20 protein-coding genes are annotated in these 22,349 nt (G+C 34.9%); 9 read left to right on the plus strand and 11 right to left on the minus strand.

The window, feature by feature from the left end; translation table 11 throughout:
- Position 1: 1 nt before the first annotated feature.
- From blaCME to ATE49_RS00415, 3 genes are read left to right on the plus strand one after another with little or no spacing between them, the layout of a single operon-like run.
- Positions 2-889 (plus strand): CME family extended-spectrum class A beta-lactamase, encoded by an 888-nt coding sequence (blaCME, locus tag ATE49_RS00405; protein WP_065080663.1) that lies wholly within the window; start codon positions 2-4, stop codon positions 887-889.
- A 56-nt stretch (positions 890-945) separates the two neighbouring features.
- A complete protein-coding gene (locus ATE49_RS00410) occupies positions 946-1,839 on the plus strand; it encodes a 3-hydroxybutyryl-CoA dehydrogenase (protein WP_065080664.1) in 894 nt (297 codons plus the stop codon).
- A 54-nt stretch (positions 1,840-1,893) separates the two neighbouring features.
- A complete protein-coding gene (locus ATE49_RS00415; protein WP_009085191.1) occupies positions 1,894-2,133 on the plus strand; it encodes a hypothetical protein in 240 nt (79 codons plus the stop codon).
- 49 nt (positions 2,134-2,182) lie between these two features.
- Here the strand turns inward: ATE49_RS00415 and ATE49_RS00420 are convergent, their stop codons facing one another.
- From ATE49_RS00420 to ATE49_RS00440, 5 genes are all read right to left on the minus strand, one after another.
- Positions 2,183-2,617 (minus strand): META domain-containing protein, encoded by a 435-nt coding sequence (locus ATE49_RS00420; protein ID WP_065080665.1) that lies wholly within the window; start codon positions 2,615-2,617, stop codon positions 2,183-2,185.
- 139 nt (positions 2,618-2,756) lie between these two features.
- Positions 2,757-5,156: a phenylalanine--tRNA ligase subunit beta gene (pheT, locus tag ATE49_RS00425; RefSeq protein ID WP_065080666.1), complete on the minus strand. Its 2,400-nt coding sequence runs from the start codon at positions 5,154-5,156 to the stop codon at positions 2,757-2,759.
- Between the two features lie 160 nt (positions 5,157-5,316).
- The gene (gene dnaN / locus ATE49_RS00430; RefSeq protein WP_034869173.1) at positions 5,317-6,447 is read right to left on the minus strand and encodes a DNA polymerase III subunit beta; all 1,131 of its coding nucleotides are present in this window, start codon (positions 6,445-6,447) and stop codon (positions 5,317-5,319) included.
- A gap of 102 nt (positions 6,448-6,549) precedes the next feature.
- Positions 6,550-7,269, minus strand: a complete 720-nt coding sequence (locus tag ATE49_RS00435) for a DUF2490 domain-containing protein (protein ID WP_034869174.1) — start codon at positions 7,267-7,269, stop codon at positions 6,550-6,552.
- 102 nt (positions 7,270-7,371) lie between these two features.
- Positions 7,372-9,174 (minus strand): TonB-dependent receptor plug domain-containing protein, encoded by a 1,803-nt coding sequence (locus tag ATE49_RS00440; RefSeq protein WP_065080667.1) that lies wholly within the window; start codon positions 9,172-9,174, stop codon positions 7,372-7,374.
- Between the two features lie 265 nt (positions 9,175-9,439).
- On the opposite strand from ATE49_RS00440, the gene uvrA reads away from it, so the two are divergent.
- A complete protein-coding gene (uvrA, locus tag ATE49_RS00445) occupies positions 9,440-12,232 on the plus strand; it encodes an excinuclease ABC subunit UvrA (RefSeq protein ID WP_065080668.1) in 2,793 nt (930 codons plus the stop codon).
- 106 nt (positions 12,233-12,338) lie between these two features.
- Here uvrA and ATE49_RS00450 read toward each other — a convergent pair whose 3' ends face one another.
- From ATE49_RS00450 to ATE49_RS00475, 6 genes are all read right to left on the minus strand, one after another.
- Positions 12,339-12,989: a porin family protein gene (locus ATE49_RS00450; protein WP_065080669.1), complete on the minus strand. Its 651-nt coding sequence runs from the start codon at positions 12,987-12,989 to the stop codon at positions 12,339-12,341.
- Positions 12,990-13,004: 15 nt separating this feature from the next.
- Positions 13,005-13,523, minus strand: a complete 519-nt coding sequence (locus tag ATE49_RS00455; protein WP_065080670.1) for a hypothetical protein — start codon at positions 13,521-13,523, stop codon at positions 13,005-13,007.
- 132 nt (positions 13,524-13,655) lie between these two features.
- Positions 13,656-15,248, minus strand: coding sequence for a hypothetical protein (locus ATE49_RS00460; protein WP_065080671.1), 1,593 nt, complete (start codon positions 15,246-15,248; stop codon positions 13,656-13,658).
- Positions 15,249-15,384: 136 nt separating this feature from the next.
- Positions 15,385-15,879, minus strand: coding sequence for a hypothetical protein (locus tag ATE49_RS00465; RefSeq protein WP_065080672.1), 495 nt, complete (start codon positions 15,877-15,879; stop codon positions 15,385-15,387).
- A 148-nt stretch (positions 15,880-16,027) separates the two neighbouring features.
- A complete protein-coding gene (locus ATE49_RS00470; RefSeq protein WP_065080673.1) occupies positions 16,028-16,504 on the minus strand; it encodes a hypothetical protein in 477 nt (158 codons plus the stop codon).
- 62 nt (positions 16,505-16,566) lie between these two features.
- Positions 16,567-17,526 (minus strand): PhoH family protein, encoded by a 960-nt coding sequence (locus ATE49_RS00475; protein WP_065080674.1) that lies wholly within the window; start codon positions 17,524-17,526, stop codon positions 16,567-16,569.
- A gap of 114 nt (positions 17,527-17,640) precedes the next feature.
- On the opposite strand from ATE49_RS00475, the gene ATE49_RS00480 reads away from it, so the two are divergent.
- Genes ATE49_RS00480 through ATE49_RS00500 form a run of 5 tightly spaced genes read left to right on the plus strand, consistent with a single transcriptional unit; the run spans position 17,641 to position 22,305 of the window.
- Positions 17,641-18,468, plus strand: a complete 828-nt coding sequence (locus tag ATE49_RS00480; protein ID WP_034869184.1) for an SAM hydrolase/SAM-dependent halogenase family protein — start codon at positions 17,641-17,643, stop codon at positions 18,466-18,468.
- A 40-nt stretch (positions 18,469-18,508) separates the two neighbouring features.
- Complete coding sequence (locus ATE49_RS00485; protein WP_059155375.1) at positions 18,509-19,054, plus strand: CopD family protein; 546 nt, start codon at positions 18,509-18,511, stop codon at positions 19,052-19,054.
- Positions 19,055-19,057: 3 nt separating this feature from the next.
- Positions 19,058-19,861: a class I SAM-dependent methyltransferase gene (locus ATE49_RS00490; protein ID WP_065080675.1), complete on the plus strand. Its 804-nt coding sequence runs from the start codon at positions 19,058-19,060 to the stop codon at positions 19,859-19,861.
- Between the two features lie 33 nt (positions 19,862-19,894).
- Positions 19,895-20,977, plus strand: a complete 1,083-nt coding sequence (locus ATE49_RS00495) for a serine hydrolase domain-containing protein (protein WP_065080676.1) — start codon at positions 19,895-19,897, stop codon at positions 20,975-20,977.
- 14 nt (positions 20,978-20,991) lie between these two features.
- A complete protein-coding gene (locus ATE49_RS00500; RefSeq protein WP_081278388.1) occupies positions 20,992-22,305 on the plus strand; it encodes a serine hydrolase domain-containing protein in 1,314 nt (437 codons plus the stop codon).
- Positions 22,306-22,349: the final 44 nt, after the last annotated feature.

The following is a 22,349-nucleotide window of genomic DNA, read 5'->3' on the forward strand; positions in this document are numbered from 1 at the left end:
AATGAAAAAAATTATACTTCTGTTTCTTTTGACAGGTCAGTTTGTACTTGCTCAGCATACGTCCATACTAAATGATATAAATGCTGTTACCAAAGACAAGAAAGCCACAGTAGCCGTGTCTGTTTTGGGAATAGAAAATGAATTTCAGTTTAGTAACACCAATGGTAATTTGAAAATGCCGATGCTGAGTGTTTTTAAATTCCATATTGCATTAGCAGTTCTTAATCAGGTGGACAAAGGAAATCTTACCTTGGATCAGAAAATACTGATTAAAAAATCAGATCTATTAGAAAATACATGGTCACCACTTCGTGAGAAATATCCGAATGGAAACGTAGAAATTCCTTTAAGTGAAATTATTACTTATACCGTAGCCCAAAGCGACAACAATGGCTGCGATATCCTTCTAAGACTAATTGGAGGAACCAAAACAGTACAAAAACTGATGGATGTGAATGGGGTGAAAAATTTCCAGATAAAATACAATGAGGAAGAAATGCATAAAAATGATATAAAAGCTCTTTATGCAAATTATACGACCACAGCATCCATGGTAAAAACCCTGAAAGCTTTTTATAAAGGAATGTTTTTATCAAAAAGATCCACAATTTTTTTAATGGATATTATGACTAAAACCAATACCGGGATGACAAAGCTTCCGGGATTACTTCCAAAAGTGAAGATGGCCAGAAAAACAGGTTCTTCCGGTAAAATGAAAAACGGATTAACTGTTGCTGAGAACGATTCAGGAATTGTAACTTTAGCGAATGGTAAACATTATGCAATTGCAGTATTTGTGAAGGACTCTATGGAAAGTGAGGAAGTCAATTGTGGAATGATTGCCCAAATCTCGAAAATTGTCTGGGATACTCTAAATAAAAAAAAATAAACCCTAATAATAAAACCGAAAGGTTCGTAAATTCTTTAATCAAAAAATAAAAAATTATGAACAAGAATATTGTAGTAATTGGCGCGGGAACTATGGGTAACGGAATTGCTCATACTTTTGCCCAGACTGGATTTAAAGTAAATTTAGTTGATGTTTCACAAGAAGCACTGGACAGAGGTATTAAAACTATTACCACCAATCTGGACAGAATTATTGCTAAAGGAAATCTTACAGAAGAAGAGAAAGCCAATACACTGGCAAATATCTCTACTTTTACAGCTTTGGAAGATGCTGTTAAAAATGCCGATCTTATTGTAGAAGCTGCTACAGAAAATATAGACTTAAAGCTTAAAATATTCCAGCAAATGGATGCAGCAGCTCCGGCAGACTGTATCTTAGCAACCAATACATCCTCTATTTCCATTACGAAAATTGCTTCAGTAACTTCAAGACCTGAAAAAGTGATTGGTATGCATTTTATGAATCCGGTTCCTATTATGAAACTTGTAGAAATTATAAAAGGTTACTCTACTTCCAAGGAAACTTTCAGTGCTATCTATGAAATGAGCAAAACACTGGGCAAAGTACCTGTAGAGGTAAATGATTATCCTGGTTTTGTAGCGAACAGAATATTAATGCCGATGATTAATGAAGCTATTTATTCATTATACGAAGGTGTTGCCGGAGTAGAAGAAATAGATACTGTAATGAAACTTGGAATGGCTCATCCAATGGGACCATTACAATTGGCAGACTTTATCGGGCTGGATGTTTGCCTTTCTATCATGAATGTATTGTATGACGGCTTCAAAAATCCTAAATATGCGCCTTGTCCGCTTTTAGTTAATATGGTAACAGCTAAAAAGTTAGGTGTAAAATCAGGAGAGGGCTTCTACGATTATAGTGAGAGTAAGAAAGCTGAAAAAATTTCCAAACAATTTGCAAAGTAAACGAGGAAAGCCGAAAAAATTTTCCCTATCTTTGAAATATCAAATATTAAAGAAATGAAATTACCTAAGTTTTTATTAGCCGACAATTCAGACTTTCCAGAGGATCTTTTTGTAGTTCATACTGAGTATCCACGTTTTATCCTAAATGTTGAGGAGGAAGAAGTAGAATGGTTAGACGATTTAGAAGGTGATGATGAAGAGCAGGTAGCAGAAGAAGCTACTAAAGTTGTAGAAGAAGCTTTCAAATGGTGTGATGCTGAGTTGGAAAAGTATGACGACGAAGACGAAGCTTAATTGTAAAATCTAAAAAAATAAATCCGCTCTTACGAGCGGATTTTTTATTTTAGTTTGCTTTCTGAAATTTCATTAAGAGTATATTTCCTTTATAAAGCTCCAGAGTATTTTTTACAACAACATACTTGTCGGCAGACTCCAGTATTTTAATAAAGTTCCCCTCTATCTTCATATCCATACTAGGACAGGCCATTCTGGTAGAACCAATTTGTTTTATAGAGAAATCTCCTTGTTTAGACTGGATTATAATATCCTGACTGAAGATTTTATTACAACCTGCATTTCCGCTCATTCCTTTTTCAGGATCAAAGCTTATATAAGGCTTTGCATTGGTCTGAAGATTATCCATAACCTCCCAACGGGTATTGGATAATGTAGGCTGCTGTGTTCCGATCTTAGAAACATTTCCCAAATTAGCAGTGGAAGTACAGGATGATACTGCAGCTAAAATTCCTATTGAGGCTATATAAAAAAGCTTTTTCATATGTAAATTTTTATCTTTTAGTCTGTATCCAATACAGTAATCTTTAATCTCTTGAAAAAGATCACTGCATTAGTCCAGATTTCATAATTATAATCCTTTAGCAGATTGTAAAAATACTATTTTTTTAACAACTGAATTTTTATGAACGTAGCTCAGCGTTAAATTCTTTCTGATACTTCTTGATCAGCTTATTCATAATATTTGTAATCTCAGCTTCTTCTAACGTCTTCTCTGTATTCAATAATTCAAAGCTTAAAGCATAAGACTTCTTACCTTCAGGAAGATTTTTACCTTCGTATACATCAAATAACTGAATCTTCTTAAGATTAGAAGAAATATCATTAGATGCCTGAAGCAGATCGTTATAAGAAACAGTTTTATCTACTAATAACGCTAAATCTCTTCTTATCTTATTAAACTTCGGAATATCCACGAATTTAAAGTTAGCCGTGCTTCTTAAAGCCTGACAAGTCTCCAGTTCTATTTCTGCATAATAAGCAGGTTGAGAAAGATCTGCATCTTTTAATAAAGCTTTGCTTACAACACCTATTCTGGCAATAGTTTTACCTTCAGCTACAATTTCTAAAGCATCTGAGAAACGTGCATCTTCTAAAGCTTTTTCGGTAGTATTCAGTCCTAATTTATCCAGCAATAACTGAACATAGCCTTTCAGGATGAAAAAGTCCGTCGGAGACTTACTCAGAATCCAGTTTTCAGGATTATTATTACCGGAAACAAGAATTGCCAGTTGCTTGCGCTCTTCAAATTTTTCTTTTTTGAAGTAGATTTTTCCAAGCTCGAAGAATTTAATATCCTGGTTCTTACGCTTGATATTGTAATCAGCATTCTGCAATAATCCTTCTAATAAAGACTGGCGCATGGTGCTAAGTTCATTACTCAAAGGATTTAGTAAGGTAACAGCATCAGCTTTCTCTTCTTTAAGAGAAGTCAGAGAGTTATTCATTACTTCATTGAAGCCATTAGACTGTAACATTCTCGCCCAGAAATTTTCCAGAGAATCCTGATCATCTAATGTTAAACGAACCGGTGTAAATGCTATTTTCTCCTGAGAGCTTACTTTGTTATATCCGTAAACACGAAGGATTTCTTCTATAACATCAATTTCTCTGGTTACATCGGCTCTATAAGGTGGAACAGAAATTTCCAATCCATCTTTAATCTCATTCAGAACTAATATGTCAAGAGATTTCAGGATTTCTTTTATTGTTTCTCTGTGAATCTTAATCCCCAGAATCTGATCTACTTTGGAGTATCTAAGGATAACAGGAAAATAATCTACTTTCTTAGGAAAAGATTCAAGGATTTCTCCTTTTAGTTTTCCACCGGCAATTTCCTGAATCATCTCTACTGCTTTCAATAAAGCATCTTTAGTAATATTAGGATCTACACCTCTTTCGAAACGGAAAGAAGCATCCGTATTCAGGCCATGTGCTTTAGCAGCTTTACGTACCGCTACAGGGTTAAAATATGCGCTTTCTAAGAACACAGAAGTTGTTCCTTCTGAAACTCCTGAATTTTCACCACCAAAAACACCGGCAATACACATTGGTGTATTATTTCCGTCTTTGATCATAATTTCGGTACCATTCAGGCTACGCTCCGTACCATCCAGAGTTTTGAATTTCGTTCCTTCAGCAGCAACCCCTACTTTCACCACATGTCCATTGATCTTTGTAGCATCAAAAGCATGTAAAGGCTGTCCGTAAGAATGTAAAATATAGTTGGTAATATCTACAACATTATTAATAGGTCCAAGGCCAATAGCTTTCAGACGGTTTTTCAACCACTCCGGAGATTCTTCAACTTTAATATCTTCGATAACAGCACCTAAATAACGAGGTGTTAATTCTGTATCTTCAACTTCAAGTTTGAAATCGTGGCTTCCTTCTCCGTTAATTACAGGAGCCTGGAGCTTGTTGAACGTGGATTTTAGTTTATTCAGAGATAAATAAGCCTGAAGATCTCTTGCAACACCATAATGCGACATAGCATCTGTTCTGTTTGGTGTAAGTCCGATTTCATAAACTTCATCCTGCTCTACCTTAATATAATCGGATAAAGGCTTTCCAATTTCATAATCTTCCGGCAACACCATAATTCCGGCATGGCTTTCTCCAAGACCTAATTCGTCTTCAGCACAAAGCATTCCTTCAGACACCTCTCCTCTAAGTTTAGATTTAGCAATTTTAAAGGAATCACCGTTATTCAGATGAATTGTAGTACCTATTGTAGCCACAGCTACTTTTTGTTCTGCAGCAACATTGGGTGCACCACAAACGATATGTAAAGGTGTTCCGGTATTAATGTCTACAGTAGTTACTTTCAGTTTATCTGCATTAGGATGCTGCTCACAAGTAAGCACTTTTCCAACCACTACTCCATTAAGACTACCTTTCACAGATTCATAAGGATCTATTCCTTCTACTTCCAGACCTAAATCTGTAAGAATTATTCCAAGCTTTTCAGCTGACAAATCTGTTTCAAGGTGAGTTCTAAGCCACTTATCAGAAATTTTCATGTATTATTTTCTTATTATTTAGCTGCTGTATGCACACAGCTTTTATTACAAAATTTTGAACTGCAAATTTAATAAAAGAAAAAGCTTCATCCTGCATCTGATCCGATATTTTATATCCAATCAAATAAAGATGAAGCTTTTTGTCTATATTAAAATAAAATTATAGGCCAATTACAGGCATCGAAAGCATAAGGATACTCTCATTTTCTTCAAGACCGTCTACCGGTTCTATAATTCCCGGACGGTTTGGCTGTGACATCTTCATCGTAATATCATCTGATCCTAAAACAGAAAGCATTTCTGTTAAAAACTTAGAGCTGAATCCGATATTAATATCTTCTCCGTTATACTCACATGGAATCTGCATATCTGCTTTGTTTGCATATTCAGTATCCTCTGCGTGAAGGTGAAGTAAATTTCCTGAAAGCTTGAATCTTACCTGATTAGTCGATTTGTTGGAGAAGATAGATGCTCTTCTGATAGAACTTAGTAATAAGTTTCTGTTAATCGTTAATACATTAGGATTCTCTTTCGGGATAACAGCTGTATAGTTAGGATATTTACCATCGATAAGACGGCAGATCCAGATATTATCCTGGAAGCTGAACTTAGCCATATTTTCATTGAATTCAATAAGAACTTCATCGTCTGTATTAGACAGGATGTTCTTGATAATAGCCAAAGGTTTCTTCGGCATAATGAATTCAATATTATCAACATTCATTACATCTTTTCTGTTGTATACTACCAAACGGTGAGAGTCTGTAGATACAAAGTTAACTTCGTTCTCGTTAAACTGGAACAAAACACCTGTCATTACAGGTCTTAGTGAGTCGTTACTTGTTGCAAACAGAGTGTTAACCAATGCTTCTGACAAAATTCCAGCCTGAATTTTCACGCTTTTAGAAGCATCAAATTCTGGTAACTCAGGATAATCCTCAGCATTGTCCAATGCTACGAAGTAATTATCCTTCTCATCCAAAATCTCAAGAAGACTGCCAATTCCGTTTTCAGACTCTTTTTCTACAAAAGTAAGAGGCTGATCTCCGAATGATTTAATTACATCCAGAAACATTTTAGCCGGAACAGCCATTCTACCGTTGTCTTCAGACTTTACAGGAATAGAAGTTATTAAAGTTGTTTCTCCGTCGGAAGCGGTAATTTTTAGATTGTCATTTTCCAGTTCAAAAAGAAAATTCTCTAAAATCGGTCTTGACTGGGAACCAGAAATTACTCCGCTTACCGTCTGCAAGGCTTTTTGTAACTCGCCGCTGGCAACAATAAATTTCATAAAATAATTTTATAACGCAGACAAAGATAATGATTCTCCATACAAAAAGGAAACTAAATGATGATTTAGTTTCCTTTTTTCTTGTATTTTTTTGCACATTCTCTAATCCGCTACAGGAATGATTACTCTGGCATGATCATCATCGCTGTGATCAATAGTGAAATTAAGCGCCATGTAGAGAAAATGTAAATTTTTGTTTCCGTTCGGTGAAAATTCCCTCTGCCACATATACCCCATTGAAGTACTCACCGATTTATTGAATTTATATCCAAATCCTGTAAACAATCTGTTTCTTTTGAGGAAATCAGATTTCGGTCCAACAAATAACTCTTCAAATGCATTAACAAAAAAAGTATTGGCCTGCATCTTTGGATTGTTAATTGGCATCGTAGCGCTCAGACGATATCTGAATCTGTTATCAGTTGTATTTTCTCCGGTTTGCGACATGTGGAAAAACCGCTGTTCAGCACGCCCTCTATGGTCAATATTTACACGGCCGATATTATGACTATAAGTATACTGTAACCATAACCTTAGTTCCTCCTGAGAAATCTTCTGTTCTTTATAAGTTCCGTAACGTCCTATTCCGACAAAAGCCTGGTTATCGCGGTTGATATTATATCCTACACCTCCTTTAGTTTCGTAATAATCAATATTGGTATAATCCTCAATTGATCTGGTCTGAAATTCCGTATAAGCCATCCATTTTTTTGAAAACTTATAAGTAATTGATAACATATTGAAAGAAGAAATATGCTCTTTATTCTGAGCTTTCCCTATAACTGCCAAAGTAAGCAGTATAAACACAAAATGTTTTTTCATTCGTATAACCGGAATTAATGACCTTTTTACTCTAATTTATTTTATCAAACGGAACACTCTGTACATGAAATATTCCATTCGGCAAAAGTAATAAAAAAGAACCTAGAATTTACCTTTAAAATTAAAGCCTAGTTGAAACCATCTTCCCGGCATTGGTACCAGGCTTGCACCTGTATATTTTGCATTGGTAATATTATTAATTAACAGGAAAACATCTACATCTTTGGTACTAAATGTAAGTTTCTCATCCAAAAGATTATAACTTCCTAATGTTACACGCTGGTTGTATTGATAAATAAGCTCATTTGTAAACCTCCAGTATCCCAGTGTAAGCTTTGCATTAAACTGATGTTTCAGATTTTCCAAAGCATAACGCGAGTTCTCGCCTTTATCATTATTTTTAGCTTTGCTGTCCAGATAAGTATAGCCTATAGATATGTTTTTCACGAAACTATTGAAACCTTGTGAAGCCTCCACCTCTAGCCCTTTCGTTTTTACATCAGAAATATTTTCTGCAACCCAAATACTGTTAGCATTTGCTCTTGTCCAGTCGATCGCATTTTTAGAATCCCTTCCGAATACACTGGTTTTGAATAAAAACTTTTGTCTGCTGAAACGGTAACCAATTTCGTATGAAAGTGCATTTTCAGGTTTCAGATCAGCATTCCCCTGCTCTGTTTTACTTTGATAATACAGATCTGTATAGGTTGGCACACGGTGTACTTTGGCTACATTACCATATACCTTGTTTTGTTTATCTATATCAAAACCTACATCTACTCCCGGATAAAAGAAATTCCCAGTACCTGTATAATTTACCCAGCTTGCCCCCGGAATTATACTCAAGCGGTTATTGATAAAAGAAGAATGGTGTTCCACCAGTACCTGAGTAACAAAACGTCCACGAGCGCCCAGATTATTACTTCTTAGATCTTCCTGATGCATTTCTGCACCAATACCGGTAACCCCAAGAGACGATTTATAACTTATATTCAGTTCTCCACCATAGTTATTGCCAATATGCATATTGCGGTAGATTTCAGGCTTATTTCTTACAAAGAGATACATATCCTGTGCCCTACGCCAATATAAATTGGCATTTACACCCCAATTTCCAAATTTCTGATTATAAATTGCACTTACCAGAGATGTTTGTGTTTCTTCATACTGATCTTTGGCTGCCGGAGACGAATAAAAACCATTAGCTCCAAACTTTTTTTCTACAAAACCAGCCTGAAATTTAATGCTTCCGTCTTTTATTTTCATCTGGTTCTGATACCAGAAATTTTTAATTTTATAATCGGTATTATAGCGGTACCCTGCAGATTCGGTGTTATTCACCTGCAGAAAATTCCCAAACTTCTCATTACCAAAATCGGCTGCAGCTCCAAGTGACCATGTTTTATAATCACCTCCTGTTGCAGAAACTCTGTACTCGTCCTTACCGGAAGCTTTTGTAATAATATTAATGACACCTGCATAGGCATTTTGCCCAAATCTACGGGCAGCAGGTCCTTTTATAATTTCTATTCTTTCAACAGATGCTAAACTGAACGGTACATTCATCATATTATGCCCAGTTTGGGCATCACTCATCCGGATACCATTAACTAGCATAAGTACCTGCTCAAAAGAACTACCTCTGATACTAACATCTGCCTGAGTATCTGCCATACCCCGTCTTCTGACATCTACCCCTGTATAGTAAGCTAAAAGATCTTCAATAGATTGCGCAGGAGCTTTCTCAATCTGCTCTTTGGTAATAATCTCAATATTTTCACTTACTTTTTTGTACGAGAGTGATAAGAATTTCCCGTCTATCACTACCTCATCAATCGCTTTTTCCTGAGCCATAATACCGACAGCAGGAATCAACACAATAGCACTTAGTAATAGTTTCTTCATTATAACAGTAATTTTTAAGTCGGCAAATGTACTCGACTCTCATCTAAATATGCGGATCCGGATTTTATGATAGATGCTAGTCCGGTTAGTTTTTACTAGATTACCATTGGTTTTTCCGCTTTTTACACCGCTTACCTGTATAAGACTTCCGTTTTATATTGGATATCCCTTCATCATATAATTTAGCATCTTTTATGATTTACAATTCCAATATCTACTTCCTATTAGGCTTTAATTTTTGTAATTTTGCAACCTTATAATTATTATGGCACACCAGGACAATATAGATATTAAAAAAGAGATTTTTGTTAAAAACGCTCATCTCAATAATCTAAAACATATTGATGTTTCCATCCCGAAAAATAAGCTTACCGTAATCACGGGAGTTTCCGGTAGTGGTAAATCTTCCTTAGCCTTCGACACTATTTACGCTGAAGGCCAAAGACGTTATGTAGAAAGCTTAAGTTCCTATGCCCGACAGTTTCTCGGGAAGCTGGAAAAACCAAAGATAGACGATATTAAAGGACTTGCTCCTTCAATCGCTATTCAGCAAAAGGTAATCTCCTCTAACCCTCGTTCTACAGTAGGGACAACTACAGAGATATACGATTATCTTAAATTATTATTTGCTCGTGTTGGACGCACCTACTCTCCTGTATCCGGAGAAGAGGTAAGAAAAGACAGCGTTACCGATGTCATAGACTTTATTAAAGCTCAGAAAAAAGCACCTACACTTATTTTACGCGCTCCATGGCATTATGAAACCGAAAATTTCGCTGAACAGCTTAAGACTCTAAAATTACAAGGTTTTACAAGACTTGAAATCGGCGGAAATGTTGCCAGCATTGAGGATCTGGAAAGCTTTGGGTTTGAACCTGAAGCAGGAACTGAAATATTTCTGGTTATCGACCGTTTTAAATATGAAGATGATGAAACTTTCCTGCAGCGTCTTGCAGACTCTATACAAATGGCATTTTATGAAGGTAAAGGCTATTGTTCTATCAAAAATGCTGACAACGAAAAAATAAGAGAATTTTCAAACAAATTCGAACTGGACGATATTGTCTTTAATGAACCCAATATTCATTTTTTCAGCTTCAACAATCCTTATGGTGCATGCCCTACCTGTGAAGGTTACGGAAAAATAATAGGCATAGATGAAGATCTTGTGGTTCCCAATAAAAACCTTTCGGTTTATGAAGATGCCGTAGCACCTTGGCGTGGCGAAACCATGAAAGAATGGAAAGCAGCTTTTATAAAAAAGGTAGCTAAGGATTTTCCAATACATAAACCGTATTTTCAGCTTACCAAAGAGCAGCGTCAGTTTTTATGGCGTGGTGATAAATCGGCAAATTTCCCTGGTGTAGACAATTTCTTTAAAATGCTTGAAGAAAATCTTTACAAAATCCAGTACCGTGTAATGCTTTCCCGCTACAGAGGAAAAACAACATGTCCAACATGTGAAGGATTACGCTTAAGAGAAGAAAGCTCCTGGGTGAAAATTGATGGTCATAATATCCAGTCTATGGTTGAATTACCATTAGACGAATTATTACCACTTATTCAAAGCCTGAATTTAAACGAGCACGATGCCGCTATTGCCAAAAGATTGGTATACGAAATTGTTTCGCGTTTAGAATTTTTAGTAAAAGTAGGTTTAGGCTACCTTACCCTTAACCGTAATTCGAATACTCTGTCCGGTGGGGAAAGTCAGCGTATTAATCTGGCAACCTCTTTAGGAAGCAGTTTAGTCGGGTCTATTTATATTCTGGATGAACCGAGTATCGGACTTCACTCCCGCGATACCGAAAATCTTATAGAAGTATTAAAAAATCTCCGTGATTTAGGGAATACCGTTATTGTGGTAGAACATGATGAAGACGTAATGCGTGCTGCAGATCATATCATAGATATAGGTCCGGAAGCAGGTTATTTAGGTGGTGAAGTAGTATTTAGTGGTGACTTTGAAGAAATAAAAAAAGCAAATACACTGACTTCTGATTATCTAAATGGTGTTGAAGAAATCGCTGTGCCAAAGCACAGAAGAAAACCAAAGGAATTTATCCATATAAAAGGAGCCAGAGAAAACAATCTTAAAAATGTTGATGTAGATATCCCATTAGAAAGCTTAGTTGTAGTAACAGGTGTTTCGGGAAGTGGAAAATCTACATTAATGAAAGATGTTCTGGCGCAGGCCGTTCAGATAGAACTGGAGTTAGGAGGTAAAAAAGCGGATTTTGATTCGATAACATTCCCGAAAAAGCTGATTCAGAATATCGAAATGATTGACCAGAATCCAATCGGAAAATCATCCCGTTCCAATCCTGTGACTTATCTGAAAGCTTACGATGATATACGTGATCTTTTTGCTAAACAGAAAATGTCCAAACATATGGGACTGAAAGCAAAACATTTCTCTTTCAATGTGGATGGTGGCCGTTGTGACGAATGTAAAGGTGAAGGTGTAATTACGGTTTCCATGCAGTTTATGGCAGATATAGAATTACAATGTGAAACCTGCCATGGAACCCGTTTTAAAGACGAAATTCTGGATGTAAAATTCGACGAAAAGAATATCTCGGACATTCTCAATCTTACGGTAAACGAAGCTTTAGATTTCTTCAGAGACAATCACCAGGATAAAATTGTTCAGAAACTAAAACCACTTCAGGATGTAGGATTAGGCTATCTTCAGTTAGGTCAGTCCTCTTCTACTCTTTCCGGAGGTGAGGCACAAAGGGTAAAATTGGCATCTTTCCTTGTGAAGGGCACAAGTCACGACAAGACTTTATTTATATTCGATGAGCCATCCACAGGTCTCCATTTCCATGATATCAACAAGTTAATGATTTCGTTACAAGCATTGGTTAATCTTGGCCATTCTGTTATTGTTATCGAGCATCAGCCGGATATTATTAAATGTGCAGACTATATTATCGATATTGGTCCGGAAGCAGGTAAATATGGTGGTGAAATTGTATTTGCAGGAACTCCTGAAGAACTGATAAAAAACAAAACCTCACATACCGCAAGGTTTATTGAGGAGAAACTAAAATAAATAGAAAAGCCTGCATCTGCAGGCTTTTCTTATTTGTCTGTCCCGTCCTGAAAAAAGTTGACTAATAAATGTCAACCTATTTTAGGACTAGTCAGTCTAATAGCTATTATTTAAACTTATAACCTAATCCTATCTGAAAGAAGCTGTTACGCATCTTATATCCGTCAACATTTACTTTACTAATATTTGCTACCCCAAAATTATATCTGGAATCAACAAACAAACCATTATCAAACTGATATTCAAGTCCCAAATAAGGCGCAAAATTAAACGTCTTCAAAAGATCATCTGCTGATACATTCACAGAAGTACCATACTGCGTAAGATCATTCTTTATATCTTTACTTACATAGAATGCAAAATTAAAACCACCATTAACCGTAAAATTATTGGTTACAAAATATTTAGCTCCAATAGGAACTACAATTGTTGAAAGGTTTGTCTTTTGTTTTACATTCCCTACATAAACATTTTGTCCATTTACATTTTGAGTTCCATAATTAATTTCATCACGCCCCCCCAAATCAGCATATAAGATTTCTCCTTGTAATCCCCATTGATTATCAATTCTATATTCTACTAATCCTCCAACATAAAAAGAAGATTTAGGATCTCCGGAATTAGACATATTATTGTACTTTTCTTTTATAGTAGAAAGTACATAACCTCCTTTAATTCCAAACTTAACTTTCGAATTTTGTGCATTTGCAGCAAATCCTAATAGTGCAAATGCACCAATTAATAAATTTTTCTTCATATTATAGTATTAATTTTATTTAAATGTATAGGCATATCCAAGATTTACAGAACCAATTGTAGTTCCTTCTTTACTCATTCCTTTGTAAGAGATATAGAATTCATTACTTTTTGACTGATAGCCTAATTTTGGTTGAAAATAAAAAGCACCTGTTGTTCCGTCTTGACCAACAACAAAAAAAGCATAACCTAAATCAGCACCAATAAAAACATTAGATTCAAAGTTATACTTTGCTGTTGCTGCTACAGGAATAATACCTATATCATCAGGTCTAAGTGTAATTTGTCTCCCAAGAAAATTTCTTGTAATACTTTTAACAAAATAGTGGGAATATCCTGTGGTAAATCCAGCTTTAAAGTTTGTATCAATATTAAATAGGTAAGCCATATCTACACCGATATTAAAGGTTGCTACATCTGCTAAATTGCCCGTTGGAACTCCTATATGAGTTCCTAATTTAAAGTTACCTTTAGTTTGTGCATTCGCTACAAATCCTAATAATGCAAATACACCAATCAATAAATTTTTCTTCATAATTGTTTAAATTATTATTTCACCGCGCGAAGATATAAAATATAATTAATCCTTTTATGATACTTTGTAATTTAGAATCCTTCTTTAGTTAAACAAAAATCCTCCGCTTTTCAGCGGAGGACTGATCTAAAATTATTGTACTCTTTTTGGTTCGACCGTAATAGTGAAAAAACCAGAATCATATTTCCTTCTTATGTATTGTGAATTATTCAACCCAATTATTGTATTATCTCCAAAATTAACTATAACATCTCGCAATTTATCATTTCCTAAATTCGTAACAACTGTATATTCAGTGGAATTTGCAACCTCTGCGCTCGCTCCAAATTTAAGTCCAATTTTATTCATCAAACCTTCAGTTGGATCAATACTGAAATTTGCCGCAAATTTACTTTGATGAACAATTTTATCTGTTGTCGTTTGACTAGGATCTACTTCCTCAATACTAATTTTGATACTTGAAGAATAATCTTCAAGACTCCAGTTCAATAATGGTATATTTAGGGCAACTTCTATAGGAGTAGCTTCTTTTACTTTCCACATATAAGTACGCATTGAGGGAGGAAATGGAGGAGGTAATGGTATTAGTGTCTTTTCATAAAATAAATTAAATAATTGTGATGGTCTGAGAGTGAAACCCTTTTCTATAATTGATCCAACACCATTCTTACCATTTACCAAAGCTATAATACTAAATTCAAAGTTCCCTTCTGTCCAAAAACCAGAACTATCAGGAATATTCCCAGAATTAAGTTCTATATGATCTGTATTAAGTTTCGGATCATCTTGATCAGCAATCTTTGAATAATCACTTGCTTTATTTAATGTAAAAGAAGTTATATACTCCATAAAGTCATAACTAAATTTACCACGGGTATTACTTGGAGCTATATTATAATAGATATAGTCTCTCTGCCATCCATCTGTATTTTTATAAATTTCATATGCTTGTTGTATTTTAGGATCTACAACCAAGTCATTCCTTGTAGTCATTGTTCTTACAGAAGCTGATTTTTGAATTCCATTGGATTTATTTCCATTAAATGCATCATCCAAGAATTCAAAATTATATGAACTTCCCTTCAGTAAATTATCTTGATGAATTATTGATGACTTAGTATCTATAGAAGCCATGGTTTTGTTTTTAACCGAGTCACCAAGACTAACTACCTTAACTCTTTCATTTTCTTTGACAACTACAATAGGAAATGAGGGGATATATTTTGCCTCTAAGAGAAATTCACTTCCATTTTCAGTTACAATAGGAATATCTTTAGTAGTATTTAATGTATAAGCAACTAAAGGAATTTCTGTTTTCACATCCCATTTTTCCGCTGAAAAACTGTCCATAGGCAACTCAGGAACGAAAATAGTAAGGGTAGGATACAACCTTTCCAAAGCTTCCAAATTCTCTTTTTTAGTATATTGCTCTGCAATAATATTTTTAAAGGTTTTTCCTCCTATCAGTTGATCTTTGACCATTTGATAAAGTACATCATAATCATTATCAAACTCTTTAAGGGCTTCTTTTTTAATAAAGTCTCTTAAATCAGCATTAACAGCTAATGCTTTAGCCAATGCTATCGAGAATTCCTGTTTGTAAACAGATTTTACATCAAGTAAATTTTGCTGAGCCTGTAATTGAGCATCTCGGTTAGATAAAGACTCTTCGCGACAAGCTATAATGCTGGAAAACAAAATAGCAGATAATAGAATTTTTTTCATAAAAAATATTTATAATTTGATAAAACCAAATATAAATTTTATTTAAATCACTTTAATGTGATAAATTATGATTTTTGTCATTAAAAAATAACCCTCCGCTTTTCAGCGGAGGGTTAATACTATATTAAAGTATAATTTACTTCAGCTTAAAATTAAATCCTAAATTAACAGAGCCTAAAGTATTACTATCCTTACTAACTCCTTTATATCCTAAATAAAGTTCCCAATTAGACTGTTGATATCCAACTTTTGGCTGATAGTAAAAACCACCACCTGATGCATATTTTCCGGTAAGGAACCCATATCCAAGATCAGCACCAATAAAGAAATTAGGACTTATTGAATATTGTGCAGATGCTGCCAAAGGGATATAACCTGCATCAGCTCCACCCCAATCTTTTATTTCAGACTTAGCAAAAAAGTGTTGGTAACCTGTTGCAATACCTAAATCAAAGTTTTCCGCCAATCTCCATTGATAAGCAGCATCTACTCCCATTGTAAAACTAGTTACATCTGAAGCATCACCTACAGGGATACCTACGTTAGCTCCAATTTTGAATTGTCCAGTAATTTGTGCACTTGCAGCAAATCCTAATAGTGCAAATGCACCCAGCAATAATGTTTTTTTCATAATAGTTTAGAATTTTATTTCACCGTACGAAGATATAAAAATATTTTAAAAGTTAGGATATCTTAATATTCCGTCATCACTGCGTACTATGATATAAAGCAAAAACCTCCGTTTTCAACGGAGGTTTTATTATAGTAAATTGTTTTACTTATCTGAATTTAAAGTTAAATCCTAGGTTAACAGAACTAATACTTCCATTGTCAGAAACTCCTTTATATCCTAAATACAGTTCCCAATCAGATTGTTGATAACCAACTTTTGGCTGGTAGTAAAATCCTCCGCCTGATGATCCTTTACCTGTAAGAAATCCATAACCAAGATCTGCTCCGATAAAGAATTTAGGATCTATAGAATATTGTGCGGAGGCTGCTAATGGAATAAATCCACCATCAGACCAACCACTCTTACCAAAAAAATGCTGATAACCTGTTGCAATACCTAAGTCAAAGTTTTCCGCTAGTCTCCACTGATAAGCTGCGTCCAATCCCATAGTAAAACTGGATACATTGGATACATCACCAACAGGGATACCAATATTAGCTCCAATTTTCAATTGTCCGGTAGTTTGTGCGCTTGCAGCAAACCCTAAAAGTGCAAAAGCACCTAACAATAATGATTTTTTCATAATATTAATTTTATAACTGTAGGCTATCAATTACAAATACTATGCTAAAATATGTTAAAATTTTATTTTTCCTGCATTCTACCTTCTTCACTGGTATAAGCCTGAATAATTTTTCTCACCACCGGGTGTCTTACCACATCTTCATCAGTAAGATGTATAAAGCCTATTTCTTCAATATTTTTAAGAATAAACATCGCTTCTTTTAATCCGGATTGTTGATTTTTAGGTAAGTCTATCTGGCTAGGGTCTCCTGTAATAATAAACTTAGCATTCATCCCCATACGGGTAAGGAACATTTTCATCTGAGAATGTGTTGTGTTCTGCGCTTCATCTAAAATTACAAAAGCATCATCCAGTGTTCGCCCGCGCATAAAAGCCAAAGGAGCAATTTCTATTACCTTTTTCTCGATATAACCTTCCAGCTTTTCAAAAGGAATCATATCCCTTAAAGCATCATATAAAGGCTGCATGTATGGATCAAGCTTCTCTTTCATATCCCCGGGAAGAAAGCCCAGGCTCTCACCTGCTTCTACTGCCGGACGTGTTAAAATAATACGTTTAACTTCTTTATCTCTGAGAGCTCTTACTGCCAAAGCCACACTTGTATAGGTCTTACCAGTTCCGGCAGGCCCTATAGCAAAGACCATATCCTTTTTCTCGGAAACCTTAACCAGTTTTTTAAGATTTGTCGTTTTGGCTTTAATAATTTTTCCGCCAACGCCTTTTAGCAAAATATCACTATCAAAAACCAGTTGCTTTTCATTTTCATCCTTTATTTTCAGGATGCTTTCAACATCTTTTAGTTCTATACTGTTATTATTTGAGATAAAAGAAACAATGTCGTCTAATTTTTCCTGCAAAACTTTTAAAGCTTCGTTATTGCCCATAGCAAAGATAAAATTGTCTCTTCCGGTAATTTTTAATGTTGGGAATGAGGACTTAATCAGATTGAAAAACTGATTCTGCACCCCATAAAACTGCTTGGTATCTATATCCTTCAGTTCATAATTTAATTCATACATCCAATACTTGTTTTTACGTGTGTAACTAAACAAATATAACGATTCCGAAAAAAATACAGATAAAAGAATTGTTAATTTATCAGGACTGCTCTGTATTTTCTATCTTTGCAGTATATGCCGATTATTACACTAACTTCTGATTACGGAACACTCGATTACCGGGTTGCTGCTATTAAGGGTAGTATATACAATGAACTGGCGACTATAAACATAGTCGACATTACTCATCAAATACAGGCATATAACCTTCAGCAGACGGCTTACATCATCAGAAGCTCTTACAGATATTATCCTAAAGGGACAATACACATCATTAGTGTGGATTCTTTTTACCATAAAGACCGGAAGAATATTATCGCCAAAGTAGATGATCATTATTTCATTTGTGCAGATAATGGTTTGCTAAGTTTGATGTTCTTCGACATTAATCCGGATGATATCTATGAAATTAAATTAGGAAACCGTTTCGATGATCAGGTAAGTTTTACCTCAACAGATATTTTCGTTCCTGTTGCTGCACATTTGGCTAAAGGCGGAATACCGGAAGTTGTTGGTAAAAAAACGAATAAAATAAAAGAAAACTCTTTCCCAAGAGCGATTCTGAATGAGGCTGAAGGTATTATCGTAGGAGAAATTATGTATATTGATAATTTTGGAAATGCCATTTCCAACATCAGCAAGAATTTCTTCAACAATACTTTAAAGTCTTATGATAGCTTTGAATTAAAGTTCAGGAACTTTGTCATGTCAAAAGTAAATAACCATTACACCGATGTGGTAGATGACTGGAAAAACGAACCCCAGTATCATGGAAGCGTTTCTGCTATATTTAATGAAAGTGACCTTTTGGAAGTTGCTATTTATAAAGGCAGCAGCATAAATGGTGCTTCCAGTCTTTTAGGACTTAGTGTAGGCGAACGTATTTTTATAGAGTTCAGCTAAGTGTTTGTATTATTTATAACCATTAATTTATTATTCTAAAATGGCCTACCTCATTATTAAAGCATTACACATTATCTTCATGGTAAGTTATTTCGCGGGGCTTTTCTATACTGTACGACTATTTGTCTATTATAAAGATACCGACGCATTCGATAATCCTAAAAAAGATGTCCTGCGTGAACAATATTCCTTTATGGCCAGTAGGTTATGGAATATTATTACAGTACCCGGAGGTACATTGATGCTTATTTTTGGCATTACCATGATCTGCATGAACCCTGCTTTACTTAAAATGCCATGGTTTCACCTAAAGCTTACAGCTTTGATAGGTCTGGCTATTTACCATTACTGGTGTTGGAAAAAGGTAATTCAGCTGAAAAATCTTAATAAGGCAACTTTACCTTCCAAAAACCTTGCGTTAAGACAAGCAAATGAGATTGCGACATTTATTCTCTTTTTTGTAGTATTTACTGTTATTCTGAAATATGCGCTATTGGAATACTGGTGGCAGCTAGCTTTAGGATTTGTAGGACTTGTTATTTTTATTACTTTAGTGGTTAAGTTGGTTAACCGCAAAAGAAAGTAATAAATGAATCCTGAAGAACATTATATAGACGTTAATAAAGAATCCTGGAACAATAGAGTCGACACCCATTTCGATTCTGAATTTTATGATGTAGAAAGCTTCCTGAAAGGAAATACTTCGCTCAATAGTATAGAGCTGGCATTGCTTGGAGATATCACCGGAAAAAAAGTTTTGCACCTGCAATGTCACTTTGGACAGGACAGCATTTCTCTTTCACGTATGGGTGCCGAAGTCACAGGAATTGATCTATCTGACAAGGCAATTGAAAAAGCAAAAGAATTGGCTCTACAGGCAGGAACTGATACAAAATTTGTATGCAGCGATGTATATAGCCTTCCAAATGTTTTAAATGAAAAATTTGATATTGTATTTACCAGTTACGGGACTATAGGCTGGCTCCCTGATTTGGATAAATGGGCTGCAGTTATCAGTCATTTTCTAAAACCCGGCGGACAATTTGTTTTCGCTGAATTTCATCCGGTTGTCTGGATGTTTGATGATGACTTTAAAGGTATCGGCTACAATTATTTCAAAAGTGATGCTATTGTAGAAACCAATACAGGTACTTATGCCGAGAAAGATGCAGACGTGGTACTTCATACAGTTTCATGGAATCATAGTTTATCCGAAGTTTTCACAAGTCTAATCAATCAGAAAATGCAAATTACAGCATTTAATGAATTCGATTACTCACCTTACAACTGCTTCAGACATACAGAAGAATTTGAACCAAAAAAATTCAGGATAAAACATCTGGGAAATAATATTCCTATGGTGTATTCACTTTTAGCCCAAAAAGCAGAATAAGAACCTGACACTAATAACCACAAGGATTACACAATGAAAAAACTATTATCCTTTTCATTCCTGTCATTAATTTTAAATCTTTCTGCACAAAAGAGTTTAGAAAAATCTGCCGACAGCATTATGAAAGTTCATCATATTCCGGAAATGGCTTATGCAGTTGTAACACCAGATAAAATACTGGTACAAAAAACAATTGGCCACCACCGAATTGAACAGATTCATGAAAAGCCAAATGCCAATATCAACGATTTTTTTCATTTAGGATCCAATACAAAGGCTATTACAGGCTTCATTGCTGGTTATTTAACCGAACAGAATAAAATCAAATGGGATACAAAGTTTTTCGATCTGTTCCCTGAATTAAAAGACAAAAGCAATCCTAAATACCTGAATATTACACTTAGCCAACTTCTGGAACACAAAGCCGGAATTCAACCATTCACATCCGGAGCTGAATATCAGAAGCTCCCAGTATTTAAAGGTAACAAATCTGAAAAAAGGCAGGCATTCGCTCAATATGTTCTAACATTCCCTCCTATAGAAAATGATAAACCATACAATTATTCCAATGCCGGTTATAGCGTAGCAGCATTTATGCTGGAAAAAGTAAGCGGAAAAACATGGGAACAATTGGTTCAGGATGTTTTAAAGGACAAATTAAAACTACAATATACACTAGGCTGGCCAAACAGAACCGACATCAATCAACCATGGGGACATTGGGAAGATCCGCAGTTGGTGAGTGTAGCGCCAGAAACTAAATATGACCTGAGTATGGCTGAACCGGCAGGAGATATCAGCATGAATATTATCAATTATTCAAAATACATTCAGTTCAATTTACAGGGATTGGCGGGAAAGGATAGCTTTTTGAAATCAAAAACCTATCAGTATTTATTCAATTCATCCGACCATTATAGTATTGGCTGGGGAAATAGTGTTCTAAATAATATAAAATATTCAGAACATGCTGGTTCCGACGGAACTTTCTTTGCGTATACACTTATCAACCAGTCAGAACCTAAAGCCTATATTATTTTAATTAATAATGCCAGCGAGCAAGCTCAGAATGGTTTATTTAATTTTTTGGAACTTCTTAGAAAGCAATATCCTTAATAACACCAAATATTATGTACAAAACGTTATTCACTTCCGTATTACTAAGTGTTTCATCAGTTTTATTATCACAAAGTTTTAATAAGGAAAAACTGGACACTTATTTCAGCACATTAGAGAAGAATAATAAATTCTCCGGCTCTGTCGCTATTACACAAGACAACAAGCTTATTTATACACGTTCGGTTGGTTATTCTGATATAGAAAATAAAATTCAGAATTCAGATAAGACAAAATACCGTATTGGGTCTATTTCTAAAACGTTCACAGCTGTTCTGATCTTAAAAAGTTTTGAAGAAGGAAAATTAAAACCAGATGATAAACTCAGTTTATTTTTTCCGCAGATCAAAAATGCAGACCAGATAACAATTTCACAACTCTTACAACACCGTAGTGGCATCCATAATATTACCAACGACAATTCTTACATGGACTATTATCAGGAGCCACAGAGTGAAGCTAAATTGTTAGATATCATCACTAAAGCAGGTAGCGATTTTCAACCAGACAGTAAGTATTCCTATAGCAACTCAGGATATATTCTTCTTACCTATATCCTAGAAAAAGTAAACAAAAAATCCTATGCTGAACTATTAAAAGAAAAAATTACGAAGCCTTTAGGTTTAAACAGTACCTATGTAGGAAAGAAGATAAATTCCCAAAACAATGAAGCATATTCCTATTCTCCTGGCAATAAAAAATCAGCCGAAACAGATATGTCCATACCAATTGGCGCAGGTGCCGTCGTTTCTAACCCTACTGAAATAGTTAAATTTAGTAATGCATTATTCAACGGAAAATTATTAAATAAAGAAAGTCTGGAAAAAATGATTACTATAAGAGATGGATATGGATACGGCCTATTTACTACTCAGTTCAATGATTTAAAAGGATTTGGACATGCAGGAGGTATTGATGATTTTTCTTCGCTTTTTGCACACTATAATGTAGGAAACGTAAGTTTTGCACTGGATTCCAATGTATCTGATGGATATGGAAATAATTTAATTGCCAAAGCTCTTTTAAGTGCTGTTTATAATAAGCCTTATGATATTCCCGAATTTAAGACTTATCAGGCAGATGTAAATGATTTTGCAAAATATATCGGAACATATGCATCACCAACCTTTCCTTTAAAAATAGCAATTACAACAGATAACACGTCTTTGAAAGCCCAGGCAACAGGACAATCTGAATTTACGCTAACACCTACTGATAAAAACAAATTCGAGTTTTCACAGGCCGGTATTAAAATGGAATTTTATCCGGATAAAAAACAATTCCGATTGTTACAAAATGGCTTGGATATTCTCTTTACTAAAGAATAGAATGCCTATAATTTTCATTCCCTTCATATTGTAAAGGGAATGAA

It is taken from the genome of Elizabethkingia miricola, from assembly GCF_001675285.1.
GTDB lineage: Bacteria > Bacteroidota > Bacteroidia > Flavobacteriales > Weeksellaceae > Elizabethkingia > Elizabethkingia miricola.

Coding starts and splice junctions, on each gene's coding strand:
- ATE49_RS00435 (WP_034869174.1), bottom strand. CDS start 7,269: ATGAAAAAACATTTTGTGTTTATACTGCTTACTTTGGCAGTTATAGGG.
- blaCME (WP_065080663.1), top strand. CDS start 2: ATGAAAAAAATTATACTTCTGTTTCTTTTGACAGGTCAGTTTGTACTT.
- ATE49_RS00455 (WP_065080670.1), bottom strand. CDS start 13,523: ATGAAGAAAAATTTATTGATTGGTGTATTTGCATTATTAGGATTTGTA.
- ATE49_RS00410 (WP_065080664.1), top strand. CDS start 946: ATGAACAAGAATATTGTAGTAATTGGCGCGGGAACTATGGGTAACGGA.
- ATE49_RS00470 (WP_065080673.1), bottom strand. CDS start 16,504: ATGAAAAAATCATTATTGTTAGGTGCTTTTGCACTTTTAGGGTTTGCT.
- ATE49_RS00440 (WP_065080667.1), bottom strand. CDS start 9,174: ATGAAGAAACTATTACTAAGTGCTATTGTGTTGATTCCTGCTGTCGGT.
- ATE49_RS00475 (WP_065080674.1), bottom strand. CDS start 17,526: ATGTATGAATTAAATTATGAACTGAAGGATATAGATACCAAGCAGTTT.
- dnaN (WP_034869173.1), bottom strand. CDS start 6,447: ATGAAATTTATTGTTGCCAGCGGCGAGTTACAAAAAGCCTTGCAGACG.
- uvrA (WP_065080668.1), top strand. CDS start 9,440: ATGGCACACCAGGACAATATAGATATTAAAAAAGAGATTTTTGTTAAA.
- ATE49_RS00465 (WP_065080672.1), bottom strand. CDS start 15,879: ATGAAAAAAACATTATTGCTGGGTGCATTTGCACTATTAGGATTTGCT.
- ATE49_RS00485 (WP_059155375.1), top strand. CDS start 18,509: ATGGCCTACCTCATTATTAAAGCATTACACATTATCTTCATGGTAAGT.
- ATE49_RS00480 (WP_034869184.1), top strand. CDS start 17,641: ATGCCGATTATTACACTAACTTCTGATTACGGAACACTCGATTACCGG.
- ATE49_RS00495 (WP_065080676.1), top strand. CDS start 19,895: ATGAAAAAACTATTATCCTTTTCATTCCTGTCATTAATTTTAAATCTT.
- pheT (WP_065080666.1), bottom strand. CDS start 5,156: ATGAAAATTTCTGATAAGTGGCTTAGAACTCACCTTGAAACAGATTTG.
- ATE49_RS00500 (WP_081278388.1), top strand. CDS start 20,992: ATGTACAAAACGTTATTCACTTCCGTATTACTAAGTGTTTCATCAGTT.
- ATE49_RS00415 (WP_009085191.1), top strand. CDS start 1,894: ATGAAATTACCTAAGTTTTTATTAGCCGACAATTCAGACTTTCCAGAG.
- ATE49_RS00490 (WP_065080675.1), top strand. CDS start 19,058: ATGAATCCTGAAGAACATTATATAGACGTTAATAAAGAATCCTGGAAC.
- ATE49_RS00450 (WP_065080669.1), bottom strand. CDS start 12,989: ATGAAGAAAAATTTATTAATTGGTGCATTTGCACTATTAGGATTTGCT.
- ATE49_RS00460 (WP_065080671.1), bottom strand. CDS start 15,248: ATGAAAAAAATTCTATTATCTGCTATTTTGTTTTCCAGCATTATAGCT.
- ATE49_RS00420 (WP_065080665.1), bottom strand. CDS start 2,617: ATGAAAAAGCTTTTTTATATAGCCTCAATAGGAATTTTAGCTGCAGTA.